11 protein-coding genes are annotated in these 12,398 nt (G+C 68.7%); 1 reads left to right on the top strand and 10 read right to left on the bottom strand.

Translation table 11 applies throughout. The annotated features are described in order from the left end of the window. Nucleotides 1–89 precede the first annotated feature (89 nt). The 10 genes from PXH83_RS29875 to PXH83_RS29830 all read right to left on the bottom strand — a co-directional run bounded on the left by PXH83_RS29875 (nt 90) and on the right by PXH83_RS29830 (nt 11,159). Nucleotides 90–668 carry a YdeI/OmpD-associated family protein gene (locus PXH83_RS29875; protein WP_274564570.1) on the bottom strand — a complete coding sequence of 193 codons (579 nt, stop codon included), beginning with the start codon at nt 666–668 and terminating at the stop codon, nt 90–92. Between the two features lie 176 nt (nt 669–844). Beyond that, nucleotides 845–1,678, bottom strand: coding sequence for a PaaX family transcriptional regulator (locus tag PXH83_RS29870; RefSeq protein WP_274564569.1), 834 nt, complete (start codon nt 1,676–1,678; stop codon nt 845–847). 70 nt (nt 1,679–1,748) lie between these two features. Then, nucleotides 1,749–2,489: a maleate cis-trans isomerase family protein gene (locus PXH83_RS29865; protein WP_338054760.1), complete on the bottom strand. Its 741-nt coding sequence runs from the start codon at nt 2,487–2,489 to the stop codon at nt 1,749–1,751. Between the two features lie 122 nt (nt 2,490–2,611). Further along, complete coding sequence (locus PXH83_RS29860; RefSeq protein WP_274564567.1) at nt 2,612–3,517, bottom strand: fumarylacetoacetate hydrolase family protein; 906 nt, start codon at nt 3,515–3,517, stop codon at nt 2,612–2,614. Nucleotides 3,518–3,629: 112 nt separating this feature from the next. Further along, nucleotides 3,630–4,742 (bottom strand): cupin domain-containing protein, encoded by a 1,113-nt coding sequence (locus PXH83_RS29855; RefSeq protein WP_274564565.1) that lies wholly within the window; start codon nt 4,740–4,742, stop codon nt 3,630–3,632. Beyond that, nucleotides 4,739–5,728 (bottom strand): carbon-nitrogen hydrolase family protein, encoded by a 990-nt coding sequence (locus tag PXH83_RS29850; protein WP_274564564.1) that lies wholly within the window; start codon nt 5,726–5,728, stop codon nt 4,739–4,741. Before PXH83_RS29850 ends, PXH83_RS29855 begins: the two co-directional genes overlap by 4 nt. Nucleotides 5,729–5,749: 21 nt before the next feature. Next, nucleotides 5,750–8,197, bottom strand: coding sequence for a bifunctional salicylyl-CoA 5-hydroxylase/oxidoreductase (locus PXH83_RS29845; protein WP_274564563.1), 2,448 nt, complete (start codon nt 8,195–8,197; stop codon nt 5,750–5,752). Nucleotides 8,198–8,277: 80 nt separating this feature from the next. Then, the gene (locus PXH83_RS29840) at nt 8,278–8,784 is read right to left on the bottom strand and encodes an acyl-CoA thioesterase (RefSeq protein WP_274564561.1); all 507 of its coding nucleotides are present in this window, start codon (nt 8,782–8,784) and stop codon (nt 8,278–8,280) included. Nucleotides 8,785–8,860: 76 nt separating this feature from the next. Beyond that, entirely contained in the window at nt 8,861–10,489 is a 1,629-nt protein-coding gene (locus tag PXH83_RS29835) for an AMP-binding protein (protein WP_274564559.1), read from the bottom strand. Nucleotides 10,490–10,640: 151 nt separating this feature from the next. Next, nucleotides 10,641–11,159: an ATP-binding protein gene (locus tag PXH83_RS29830; RefSeq protein WP_274564557.1), complete on the bottom strand. Its 519-nt coding sequence runs from the start codon at nt 11,157–11,159 to the stop codon at nt 10,641–10,643. Between the two features lie 203 nt (nt 11,160–11,362). Between PXH83_RS29830 and PXH83_RS29825 the strand changes: the two genes are divergently transcribed. Beyond that, entirely contained in the window at nt 11,363–12,304 is a 942-nt protein-coding gene (locus PXH83_RS29825) for an alpha/beta hydrolase (protein WP_274564554.1), read from the top strand. Nucleotides 12,305–12,398 lie beyond the last annotated feature (94 nt).

Below are 12,398 nucleotides of genomic sequence, written 5' to 3'. Positions count from 1 at the left end.
GGGCGGGCGCCTGGCCGGCGAAACTGCTCGGCCGGGCGCCCGCGGCACGGCCATGACGGACAGGCATCGCCGAGCCCGCGAGGACCGGCTTATCCCGGCCATTCACCGCTCACCAGCATGTGCAGCGCTCTTTCGAGCCGAACCTGCCTGGACTCCGGAGTGAGTGCCTGGAGCAACGGCAGGATCACCTGGTAGCGGGCGGTTCTGTCGAGCACCTCGAACGTCTTCTTGGCCTCAGGGTTCGCATCGAGCGCCGCCGCGAGGTCGGCCGGTACCGTCGCCGTCTTCTGGGACTCGTAGGCCCGCGCCCATCGCCCGTCCTCCTGCGCCCTGCGCACCTCGGCCAGCCCGGGCTCGCGCATGCGCCCCGTGGCCGTCAGCATCGCGACCTTGTCCACATTCACCTGTGACCACAGGCTCTTGGGGCGACGTGGCACGTACTTCTGCAGGTAGTACTGGTCGTCGAGTGACCGCCGCTGCCCGGAGATCCAGCCGTAGCACAGCCCGATGTCGACCAGCTCGTCGCTGGTGACCGTCGGAATGCCGGACTTCTTCTTGGCCACCTTGATCCACACACCCTCGCGGCGTGTGTGGTGCTCGGCCAGCCAGCTCGCGAACGCCTCGGCATCCGCGAAGGCGATGATCTCCACCCCGTCGATCTCGTCCATGCGAATCAGGCTATCGGCCTCCTGGCCGGCGCCACTGGACGGCCACCGGGTCGAGCTGAGCGAGGCGTTCTGCCGGGCGCAGTCCACCCAGTTGTCGCAATCCCTCTTCCGTTCCCGGGCGCGGTGGCAGCGCCGCCCGGTCCAGCTGACCGGCCCTGTCCAGGCGGCCTTGTGGGCTACGGTTCGGGGACCTCTAGGCCAGTCACGTTCTGTACGTGTCGCAGGCTCGGTTCGGCGAGTACGTGATGCAGCTCCTGGAACACCTGGCGCGCGGCAACCGCGTTCCAGTCCCCCGGCAGTAGTTCGGTGGGCAGACCGGGGTCGAGATACGGAAGGCGGCGCCACTGCGTCAGCATCGGCACGTAATGGCGGAATGCCTCCGTGGTGTCGAGGTCGCCCTGCCGCGACAGCCGCTCGGCGACCGGACCGTACGCGTCGGTGAACTCGGCGTATTGCGCCTGGATCGCCGGGAAGTCCCACCAGGTGCTGACAGTGGAGCGCAGGTCGCTGAACGCGGCGTACTCCGCGGCGAACAGGTGCACGTAGTCGCTGAGTCCGAGGCGGACGAGCATGCTGCGGGCGTCGTCGAGCAGCCGGCCGGGCGCCAGCCAGACGCCGGGGGCCATGTTCCCGAAACCGAGCCAGGTGAGCCGGGTGCGCAGCTGGTAGCGGTAGGAGCGCTCGGACTCCGGCACGGAGAAGACGGCCATCGCCCAGCCGTCGGTCAGGTCCGCGGGCTCCAGGCTTCCGAAGATGCGCCGGTCGCCCTCGTCGAATACGGGGTAGACGGCCGGGCTGAGCCGGTAGCCGGTGGCGCCCCGTCGCTCGGGCTCCAGAATCCCCTTCTTCTTCAGCCGTGACATCGCGGAACGCACCGCCTGGCTGTCCACGTCCAGTTCGGACATCAGGGTGATCAAGTCGGCGATGGAGATCCATCCGCCTAGGCGGCGCAGGAACGCTCCATAGACTGTATTGATCAATGAGCTGGGCCGGGTGGGGCTGTCCGACATGATCGCCTTCCGTCGTGTGCGGTGGCGATCCTATCCAGCGGCCGTGCGGCGCCGTGTGGTCGGCTGCTGCTCATCCCGCGCTTGCCGCCGGCGTGGCCAGGGGCGCATCGGCGTACGCACCGGACAGCAGGTGGCCCGCTCCGGGGGCGACGGCCGGGAGGTCGAGTGCGCGCAGCATCTGATGCGCGGTGCAGACCGCCGCGGACACCACGGGCTTGCCCAGGAGTTGCTCGGCTTCCTCGACGGCGCCCAGGGACGGCATCTGCACGCAGGCGGAGAGCACGACCGCGTCGGCGTCGGCGTGCTCCAGGGCGCGTGCGAGTCCGGGCAGTTTGGCGGGGTCGTGCGCGGCGACGTCGAGATTGTTGGGGATCTCCAGTGCCCGGTAGTCGAGCACCTCGATCCCCTCGTGGGTGAGATATTCGACGACGGTCCTGGTGAGGGGCCGCATGTACGGGGCGATCAGGGCGATCTTCTTCGCGCCGAGGGTGTGGAGCCCGTGGACCAGGGCGCCGGCGCTGGTGACGACCGGCGCGGGTGCCTCGTTCTCGACGGTACGGCGGTGGAGGCGCTCCTCGGATGTGCGGTGGTAGCCCAGGCCCATGCTCATGATGGCGACGAGGCAGGCGTAGCCGAGTACGTCGACATGGGCATCGGAGAGCTCGACGGCGCAGCGGTCGGAGTCGGCGTCCATCGCCTTGAGCTGTTCGGGTGTCACGTGGGTCATGCGCATGCGGCTGGAGTGGAAGGTGAAGCGTTCGGGCGCGACGGTGTGCCGGGCACGCAGGATGGCCGGAACTTCGGTCTCCATGGTGACGTTGGAACTCGGCACGATCTGGCCGATGCGATACGTGCGGTGCGACACAGGGGCTCCTTGAGACGGGGATACGGGGGCACGGAGATATGGGGACAACGGGCCGATGCCCAGGCGGTTCAGCGGGCGTCGATCACCGGGTTGGTGAGGGTGCCGATGCCCTCGACGGTGGCTTCGACCGTGTCGCCGGGGACGAGGAACTCCGGCGGGACCATGCCGGCGCCGACGCCCGAGGGAGAACCGGTGGCGATGACGTCGCCGGGCTCCAGGGTCACACCGGAGCTGATGTCGGCGATGAGGCGGGCAATGGGGAAGAGCATGTGGCGGGTGTTGGACTTCTGCTTGGTCACCCCGTTGACGCGCAGCGAGAGATCCAGGGCCATGGGGTCGGGCACATCGTCCGCGGTGACGACGCACGGGCCGAAGGGGGCGTACGAATCCTGGCCCTTGGAGAAGAACCACTGGCCGGAGCGTCGCTGGTCACGGGCGCTGATGTCGTTGACGATGCTGTAGCCGAAGACGTACTCGAAGGCATCCTCCTCGCTCACGCGGAAGGCGGTGCGTCCGATGACGACGGCAAGTTCGCACTCCCAGTCCAGCCGGCCGGTCAGGTCCCCGTTGTGCAGGATCGGCTGCCCGTGGCCGGTGACTGCCGTTGCCGGCTTGCTGAACAGGACGGGACGGGTGGGCAGTTCCTTGTCCGTGTCCAGGCTGCGGCTGGACTCCTCGACATGCTCGACGTAGTTGAGGCCGACTCCGACGATCTTGCCGGGGCGCAGGGGGGCGCGGAGGGAGACGTCATCGATCCGGTGGACGGCCTCGGCAGGCCATCCGGCGGGGTCGCCGTCGATCAGCTGCCGCGCAGCGTCCTGAGCTGCGCTGCCGGCCCGGATGAACGAGAGCAGGTCCGCGGGAAGTTGTACGCCGGCCCGGTCGGCCAGGGTGGCCAGGTCGAGCACGTGATCCTCGATCCGGGCGCCGAGGCGGTCGGTCGTGTCGTCGAGCGTGTAGGTCACCAGTCGCATCGGTGGCTCCTTGTGGGCGCGGTGGAAGAGAGCAGTGGAGGTGGTGCGGGGTCGATGCGCCGCCGTACCGGTACCGGTGTCAGGGCCGGCGGTTCCGGTACGGCGGCGCGGTTCAGGCGGTGGGCTGGTGCCCGCCGTTGTCTGCGTAGGCCTCTTCGCGGTAGAAGCCGAGCGAGTGCATGACCGGGAAATCGTTGAAGGAGAACAGGCAGGCGTCCTCGGACTGGTCGAGGTTGCGATGCTCGTGCCAGGCCCAGGAGGGGACGCAGAAGATGTCGCCCTGCTTCCACTCGAAGCGCTGTCCGGCGATCACCGAGACGCCGCGCCCCTTGGCCGCGGTGTAGATGACCGAGCCGGTGTGACGGTGGGCGCGGGTGGCCTGGCCGGGTCGCAGGAGCTGCATGTGGGCGCCCATGGTGGGCATGACCGAGCCGCCGGTGACCGGGTTGGTGTACTCCGCGATCACACCGTCGTACGGAGATCCCTCCGTGGCCGTGGCCAGGTTGCGCAGGGCCTCGTAGGTCTGCTCCCACGGGAAGGCCAGCAGTGGCGAGTACGGCCGGGTCCACTTGTCCACGCCGTACGGCAGAAGGTTCGCGCCGTAGGTGAGGACCGACGAATTGATGACCTTCCCGGGTGTCTGGTACAGGTCGGGGTGGACCTCGTAGAAGCCGGCGTCCAGGGCGTTGACCAGGGGAATGTCGAGCCCGTCCTGCCAGATGACGGGCGCGTCGGCCGAGTCGTTGCCGTGTTCGTGCCAGGTTCCGTTGGGAGTGATGGCGAAGTCGCCGGCGCCCACCTTGAGCTTCTGTCCGTCCACGACGGTCCACGCGCCGGTGCCTTCGTGGACGAAGCGCAGGGCGGCCGCTTGGTGACGGTGGGCGGTCATGGCCTCGCCGGGGCCCATGATCTGCAGCCCGGTGTAGAGGAGTCCGGCGGCGGCGCTGACGTCCTTGCGGCCGGGGTTGACGAGCATGACGACACGTCGGCCGGCGTCGTCGGCCTTGACCAGGTCGAGCGCCTTGTGGACCAGCGGACGCAGTTCGTCGTAGCGCCACAGGACGGGGACGGACTTGGGCTGCGGGTACCAGGGCTCGATGTCGTTGGCGACGGTCCACAGCGCGCCGGCCTGCAGTTCGGCGAGTTCGCCGTAGTAGGCGGTCAGTTCGGGGGTGTCGGACACACGCGCCCGTCCCAGCATGGTGTCGTCGTTCTCGGTGGTCATGCTTCCTCCTTCGTGGGCGGCGCGTCGGTCGAGAAGGTCACCGGGGTGCGCGGCCGGGTGTCGACGTGGAGCTGGAAGATGTCGAAGCGGTTGTAGTGGCCGACGATGTCGTGCATCTGCTTGGGCTGGATGCACTTGGCCAGGTCGATTTCGGCGTACACGATGCCGTCGTCGTCGATGAGCGGTTCGGTGACGGGGCGGCCGTCCGGGCCGAAGATCCCGGAGAGTGCGCTGCGGGGCCGGGCGAGCATGCGCCGTACGTCCTCGTCGTCACCCGCGATGGTGTCCACGATCTCCGGGGAGATCGTCGAACAGGACACGACAGAGAAGACCTTGCCCTCGAAACTGTGGGCGGCGGTACGGACCGCGATGGCGTCGGCCATGTCGTAGTCCTCGGGAGCGACAGGCAACGCGATGTAGCAGGAGGCGTGGACGAGCTCGCCCTGTGCGAGGAGGGTGAAGCGGGCAAGGGTGTTCGTGTTCTCGCCGCAGGCCAGGGCGCCGAGCGGCCCGATGGGGGTGGGGTGGACCTTGAGGGAGCTCCCGTCACCTCCGGTCCAGGTGAGTTTCTCGGCCCATGTGGGCACCAACTTGCGGTGTATGCCAAGAAGTTCGCCGTCCGGGCCGATGGTGAGCAGGGTGTTGTAGAGGACGCCGAGACTGTGCGGACCCCGCTCGTTGACACCGATGACGAGGACGACGCCGTACTGGCGTGCCGCGGCGCGCAGCGCGTCCACGTGCGGGCCGGGGACGTCGATCGAGGAGCGGTAGAGGCGTTCGTACCAGGGTGAGCCCTGGACCGGGTTCATGGTCCAGTTCCAGTACGGGTAGCCGGGGACGAACGCCTCGGGGAAGACGACAAGTTCGGCGCCGTTGGCCGATGCCTCGTGGATGAGTGCGACGGCCTTTTCGACGGTTGCTGCGGCGTCCAGATAGACGGGGGACGCCTGGACGGCCGCAGCGGTGAAGCGGGGCAGGTTCTCCATCGGATCTCCGGTTCCTCCAGGTCAGCGGACGGTTGCCGACGCGGATGCGGTGGCGGGTGCGGCGACAGGTGCCGTGGCGTCGGTGTGCGGCTGCCAACGCTGGTGGACAGGGGCGGAAGGTTCACGGAGCAGCTGGAGTCGGGGTGGGACGCGGTCGCTGCGGGCGCCGGGGGGCCGTTTGCTGCCTGCCCTCCAGGACGGAGGCCAGGGGGCGCCCGGTCCCGTGTAGTTCTGGGCTGCCGCCGCGTGCAGGGTCCACAGCGGGTCGTGGAGCTGGGCGCGGCCGACGGCGCACAGATCGGCCCGGCCGGCGAGGATGATCGAGTTGACGTCGTCGTAGCTGGAGATGGCACCGACGGCGATGGTGGGAATGTTCGTGGCGTTGCGCACCAGATCGGCGTAGGGCGTCTGATAGCTGCGCCCGTACCGGGGCCGCTCGTGGGCGACGACCTCACCGGTGGAGATGTCCACGGCGTCCGCTCCCGCTTCGGCCAGGGCCCGCGAGATGGCGACCGCGTCCGCTTCGCTCGTGCCCCCCTCGGCCCAGTCGGCCGCGGAGATACGGACGATCAGCGCCTTGCCGACGGGCCAGACGGCGCGTACCGCCCGTAGGACGTCGAGCGGGAAACGCAGTCGGCCCGCGAGAGTTCCACCGTAGGAGTCGGTGCGCCGGTTGGTCAGTGGCGAGAGGAAGCCGGATATCAAGTGGCCGTGGCCGTACTGCAGTTCAAGGGCGTCGAATCCGGCGCGATGGGCGCGCTCGGCTGCGGAGACGAAGTCGTAGGTGATGCGGTCCATGTCCGCGCGGGTGGCTTCGCGCGGGACCGTACTGGCCTGCTCCCAGGCGACGGGCGAGCAGGCGACCAGTGGCCAACCAGCCGCGCCCAGGGGGGTGCTTGTGCCGTCCGCGCGGGGTGTGGTGGTGGCCGCGCGGCGGCCGGCGTGGGTGAGCTGGATCCCCAGGCAGGCACCCGACTGACGGTGGACGAAGTCGGTGATCCGCCGCCAGGAGGCCTCTTGTTCGTCGGTGTACAGGCCGGGGCATCCGGGTGTGGCACGCCCCTCGGGGCTCACCGCCGTCATTCCGGCGAATACGAGGCCGGAGCCGCCCAGGGCCCGGGTGCTCAGATGGACGAGTTCGAAGTCACCCGGGACGCCGTCGCGTGCGGTGTACAGGGCGGTCGGCGGCACAACGACGCGGTTGTACAGACGCAGGCCGCCCAGCTGGAAGGGGCGGAACATCGGCGGAACGGCGGAGACCGTGGAATGGGTGGCGCCGGTGGAGCCGACGACGGACGCGGCCCGGGCGTGCTCCGCCGTGTGCCAGGAGTCGACGGCGGTGGTGAACTCCTCGTCCCGTACGCGCAGATTGTCGTAGGTGACGCGGCGGCTGCGGGTCAGCAGGTTGAACGCGAACTGGTGAGGGTCCTGCCCGGTATAACGGTCGATGTTCTCGAACCACTCCAGGCTGGCCTGGGCCGCGCGCTGGGTGGATTCGACGACCGGCCTGCGCTCCGCTTCGTACGCGGCGAGCGCCGTGGGCACGTCGGGGTGTTCATGCAGGCAGGCGACCAGGGCCAGTGAGTCCTCCATGGCGAGCTTGGTGCCGGAGCCGATGGAGAAGTGGGCGGTGTGGGCGGCGTCCCCGAGCAGCACCACATTGCCGTGGCGCCAGGTCCGGTTGCGTACGGTCGTGAAGCGGATCCACTTGGAGTTGTTGGGGATCAGACGGTGTCCGTCGAGGTGCGGAGCGAGCAGTTCCTCGCACAGCCGGATGCTGTCCTCGTCGCTGGTGCCGGCGGGGTGGTCCCGGGCGGCGTACGTCTCGAAGCCCGCGCGACGCCAGGCCTCCTCGTCGATCTCGACGATAAAGGTGCTGCGCGTGGTGTCGAACGGATAGGCGTGCACCTGCAGGGTGCCGAAGTCGTGTTCGTCGACGATGAAGGTGAAGGCCTCGAAGACTTTGTCCGTACCGAGCCACATGTAGCGGCAGTGCCGCTCGTCGAGATCGGGTCCGAACGTGCCGGCGTACGCGTCACGCGTGGCCGACCGCACTCCGTCGCAGGCGACCACCAGGTCGTACGTGTCGGTGAGTTCACCCACCGGCGGTGCCTGGGTGCGGAATCGGACGTCCACATCCAGGGCGGCGCACCGCTGTTGAAGGATCTGGAGCAGGTGTTTGCGCCCCAGCGCGGCGAACCCATGGCCGCCGGAGGTGAGCAGACGACCCTTGTAACGGACGTCGATGTCGCTCCAGCGGGCGAAGTCCGCGGACATCGCTTCGAAGATCTCCGGGTCGGCCTGCGCAATGCCGTCGAGTGTCTCGTCGGAGAACACGACCCCGAATCCGAAGGTGTCGTCCGCCGCGTTGCGCTCCCAGACGGTGACGTCCCATCGCGGGGAGAGCTGCTTGGCCAGGGCCGCGAAGTACAGCCCGCCGGGCCCTCCTCCGATGACTGCTACGCGCACGGCGTCCTCCTCATGTGGTTCCAGGAACAAGATATGCCGTAAATTCTACGACCGTCAAGATAGCGAGATACCGGCAGGGGTCAGCCGCTGGTGAGGAGCTCTGACGTCTGCGGCCCCGCCTTGGTGAGGACCTCACGTACGTCGTCGGGCCAGGGCACGGACCCGGTGGCGCGGGCGGCCGCGTGTGCGATGACCATGCGCCCGGTGGCGGCAGCCTCCTCGCTCTCGCCCCGGACGGTGAAGGCGTAATGGAGGGAGCTGGTCCCCACCTTGGTGACACGCAGCTCGGTGCGGACGGTCTCGCCGAACCACAGCCGCGCGCGGTAATCGGCCTCGAACCGGACGCGGGGCGTGCTGCCGAAGAGATGGGCCAGCCCCAGGCGCCGCAGGAGGACAGCCTCTGCCGACTCGACCCAGCGCACCACGGTGGAGTGGTGGTAGTGCCCGGCCGCATCGGTGTCGATCCACTCGACGCGGCGCTCGATGACGACGCTGGGCAGGTTCTGCGGCGTGACCTCAGCTCGGCTGTTCGCCGGGGAAGCTGCCGACTGCGGGCCGGAAGTGTCCATGGTGGTGCCTTTCTCCATGGTGGTGCCTTTCGTGGGGCGTGGGAGCGAGCGGTGGCGAGTGCGGAAGGCCGGGCCGTAGGGGCAGGGCCGCGTACTAATCGGCCGTCGTCCGGGCTTGCTTGCGCAGTTCGCCGCGCTGGAGCTTTCCGTTGCTGGTGCGCGGCAGTTCGGTGACGAAGTCGACGGCGCGCGGGTACTTGTACGGCGCGATGGTCTGCTTGACGTGGTTCTGCAGTTCCTTGACGGTCACGTCGTCGTCGGTAACGCCGGGTCGCAAGACCACATACGCCTTGACGAGCATTCCGCGCCGGTCGTCCGGTGCGCCCACGACGGCGCACTCCTCGACATGAGGGTGGGACGCCAGTGCCTTCTCGACCTCGGGACCGGCGATGTTGTAGCCGGAGGAGACGATCATGTCGTCACTGCGGGCGACATACCAGAAGTAGCCCTCGGCGTCGCGTATATACGTGTCACCGGTGAGGTTCCAGCCGTCCTTGACGTACGTCGTCTGGCGGGGGTCCGACAGATAGCGGCAGCCCGTGGGGCCGGTGACGGCAAGGAGGCCGGGCTGCCCGTCGGGCACGGGATCGCCTTCCCCGTTCACCACCACCGCCCGGTAGCCGGGGACTGGCCTGCCCGTGGATCCGGGACGTATGTCGTCGTCGGCCGCGGAGATGAACACATGGAGCATCTCGGTGGCACCGATGCCGTCGATGATGCGCAGTCCGGTGGCGGCGTGGAACTCCTCCCACACGGCCGCGGGCAGTGCTTCTCCGGCGGATACGCACCGGCGCAGTCCCGCCAGTCGGTCCACCACTCCGGCGGCCATGATCGCGCGGTAGGCGGTGGGGGCGGTGAACAGCACGGTGACGCCGTGTTCCGCCACGAGGTCCGCCAGTTGACGCGGGGCGGCCTGCTCGATGAGCAAGGTCGCAGCACCCACATGGAGTGGGAAGACGACCAGTCCGCCGAGGCCGAAGGTGAAGGCCAGGGGCGGTGTGCCGGTGAACACGTCATCATGCTGAGGTTTGAGGACATGACGCGAGAACGTGTCCGCATTGGCCAGCACGTCCCGGTGGAAATGCATTGTCGCCTTGGGCCGCCCCGTCGTACCGGAGGTGAAGGCGATCAGTGCCACATCGTCGGCGGCCGTGTCGACGTTGGTGAACTCGCCGTCCTTGGCCGCACTGCGCCGGGTCAGGTCGTGCTCGCCGGGGCCGCCGTACGCAAGCACCGCGAGACCGGGCGTGTCCGCGGCGTCCAGTTCGTCGAGATAGCGGTGGTCGCACACGGCGACCGAGGGCCGGCTGATGTAGTGCAGTTCCGCGATTTCAGCGGCACGCAGCAGCGGCATGGTCGTGACGACGACCCCGCCGGCCTTGAGCACCCCGAGCCAGGTTGCGACGAGCCACGGGTTGTTCGGGCCGCGCAGCAGGACACGGTTTCCGGGAAGCAGGCCGAAGTCCTCGGTGAGGACCTGGGCCACTTGGTTGGCGCGGCGCAGGAGTTCTCCGTAGGACCACCGCCCGGAGGAGGGGGTCAGCAGACACGGACGGTCGGCTCCCCAGCGCGCGACGGCGTCGTCGAGCAGTCGCTGGGCGCAGTTGAGCCGGGCCGGATACTGCAACTCCGGCAGGTCGAAGTGGAGTTCGGGCCAGAGAGGGAAAGGCGGAAGCCGATCGCGGCAGAAGGAATCGGCGTGCGCGGAAGGGGACAGCTCCATGGGGCGGCACCTCAATCTCGGGGCAGCGGGGAGAGTGGAGCAAGTATCTCGATAATCTGACGACCGTCAATAGTGCGCCACATCGAGATCTGAGCGACGCCACCCGGAGAGCCGGCGAGGCGCGTCGGCAGCCGCCGAGCGAAAGGCCTGATCAGGAGGCAGGGATACGCACCCGGACCGCCTTGCCGCGACCACACGGCAGCGCAGCGACCTCGCCGCACATCTCGGCAACCAGCAGATGGACGATCATCAGCCCGCGACCGCTCTCCGAATCGGGATCAACTTCCGCCCCCGCGCCCGGCAGGGCCGGATCGCCGTCGGCGACTTCGAGCTGCAGCCATCCACCACCGAACGTCACGGTGACGCGCAGGCGATCGGTGACAGCGTCGGCGTACTGGACGGCATTGGTGACAAGTTCGCTGACGACCAACAGCAGGGCGTCGGCGACGGTGGGGGATATGCGCCAGCCTTCGAGAACGGCACGCACGCACGTCCGGATGCGCGGAACGGTGGCCGTGGTCGGCTTCGGGGCCCAGTGGACAGAGGACCGGACAGGGACTGGTCGAGCGGTGACGGTGACCATGACGGACTCCGGAGGGAAGGCGACGACGCCGACGGCGGAGACAGCTCGTGTAATCAGCGGAAGAGCCAGGCCGGCAAGTGGCTGCATTTGGCCTGCTCAAGTGTCGCGGGGGCGGTTGTTACACGTGTAACATCCTAGGTGCCCCCTCGGGCAAGCACAAGGCATTTCGGACAAACATCCCGAGGCCCTCAAAACCCCGCGGCGTGCGTACGGCCTCCTCAGCGGCACCGTCCCGTGGTCAATGTGGTCAATGTGGTCACTGTGGTCAATCTGATTGGAAAGAGGCGGACATGACTCAATCCCTTCCGGCCGAGCTCGACACAGGGTGGCCGCCACCCCCCTACCTCGCCCCTGTTCCTCCCGTGGTGGGCGAGGACGGCATCCGCCGCTTCCATGGGGTCACCTACGCGACCACTCCCGGATACCGGCCCCGTCTGCTCGACGTACACCTGCCCGCGGGCGACGGACCGGTTCCGGCCGTCATATGGATCCACGGCGGGGGCTGGCTGGAGGGCGACCGGCGCTATCCTCCGCCCACCGTTCCGGTCGAGCTGCTGCACGATTCCGTCCTCGGAGCCGGTCTCGCCCTCGTCAGCATCGACTACCGGCACAGCCTGGAGGCTCCGTTCCCGGCGCAGCTGCACGACGTGAAGGCGGCGATCCGCTACATCCGGCGATTCGCCGACACCTTCGGCATCGACACGAGCCGTATCGGCGTCTGGGGCGAGTCGGCCGGCGGCCACCTGGCCGCGCTAGCGGGGCTCACCTGCCCCGACAGCCCGAACGGCGAGGCCCTGGAGGGCAGTACAGGAGTGCACGACGAGCCCAGCGACGTCCGGGCCGTCGTCGACTGGTACGGAGTTTCCGAACTGAACTCACTGCTTGCGCATCCCATGCCGCCGTCCCCGGCCGGTACGGAGTACCCCAATCCGTTCAGCGCGCTGCTGGGCGGATCCGCCGACCAGTGGCCGGAGCTGGCACGCGCCGCCAGCCCCGTCACGTACGCGCAGAACGGCCGGACTCCCCCGCCGTTCCTCCTCGTCCACGGAACGCAGGACGCCCTCGTGCCCTACAGCCAGAGCGAGGTGCTCGCCGGCGCGCTCAAGGGCGCCGGCGGTGACGTCACCCTCCAGCCCGTGGACGGCGCGGATCACATCTTCCTCGGCGCCGCCGACATCACGCCGATCGTCACCGCGAGCACGGCCTTCCTCGCCCGCCATCTGACCGGCTGAGGACCAACTGAGGGCCAGCTGAGGCTGAAAGGCGCTCACCGCAGAGGCGCCTGGCCCATCTCAGGCGCGAGAGAGCGGCATCTCCCGCGCCTGA

It is taken from the genome of Streptomyces spiramyceticus (assembly GCF_028807635.1).
In the GTDB taxonomy this organism is placed as follows: Bacteria; Actinomycetota; Actinomycetes; order Streptomycetales; family Streptomycetaceae; genus Streptomyces; species Streptomyces spiramyceticus.
This window is presented reverse-complemented; position numbering and strand designations above follow the sequence as displayed.

Bases quoted from the DNA above. Each gene is read 5' to 3' on its own strand.
- PXH83_RS29865 (WP_338054760.1), bottom strand. From the start codon at position 2,489: ATGGAGACCGAAGTTCCGGCCATCCTGCGTGCCCGGCACACCGTCGCG.
- PXH83_RS29835 (WP_274564559.1), bottom strand. From the start codon at position 10,489: ATGGAGCTGTCCCCTTCCGCGCACGCCGATTCCTTCTGCCGCGATCGG.
- PXH83_RS29840 (WP_274564561.1), bottom strand. From the start codon at position 8,784: ATGGAGAAAGGCACCACCATGGACACTTCCGGCCCGCAGTCGGCAGCT.
- PXH83_RS29870 (WP_274564569.1), bottom strand. From the start codon at position 1,678: ATGTCGGACAGCCCCACCCGGCCCAGCTCATTGATCAATACAGTCTAT.
- PXH83_RS29850 (WP_274564564.1), bottom strand. From the start codon at position 5,728: ATGGAGAACCTGCCCCGCTTCACCGCTGCGGCCGTCCAGGCGTCCCCC.
- PXH83_RS29830 (WP_274564557.1), bottom strand. From the start codon at position 11,159: ATGCAGCCACTTGCCGGCCTGGCTCTTCCGCTGATTACACGAGCTGTC.
- PXH83_RS29860 (WP_274564567.1), bottom strand. From the start codon at position 3,517: ATGCGACTGGTGACCTACACGCTCGACGACACGACCGACCGCCTCGGC.
- PXH83_RS29825 (WP_274564554.1), top strand. From the start codon at position 11,363: ATGACTCAATCCCTTCCGGCCGAGCTCGACACAGGGTGGCCGCCACCC.
- PXH83_RS29855 (WP_274564565.1), bottom strand. From the start codon at position 4,742: ATGACCACCGAGAACGACGACACCATGCTGGGACGGGCGCGTGTGTCC.
- PXH83_RS29875 (WP_274564570.1), bottom strand. From the start codon at position 668: ATGGACGAGATCGACGGGGTGGAGATCATCGCCTTCGCGGATGCCGAG.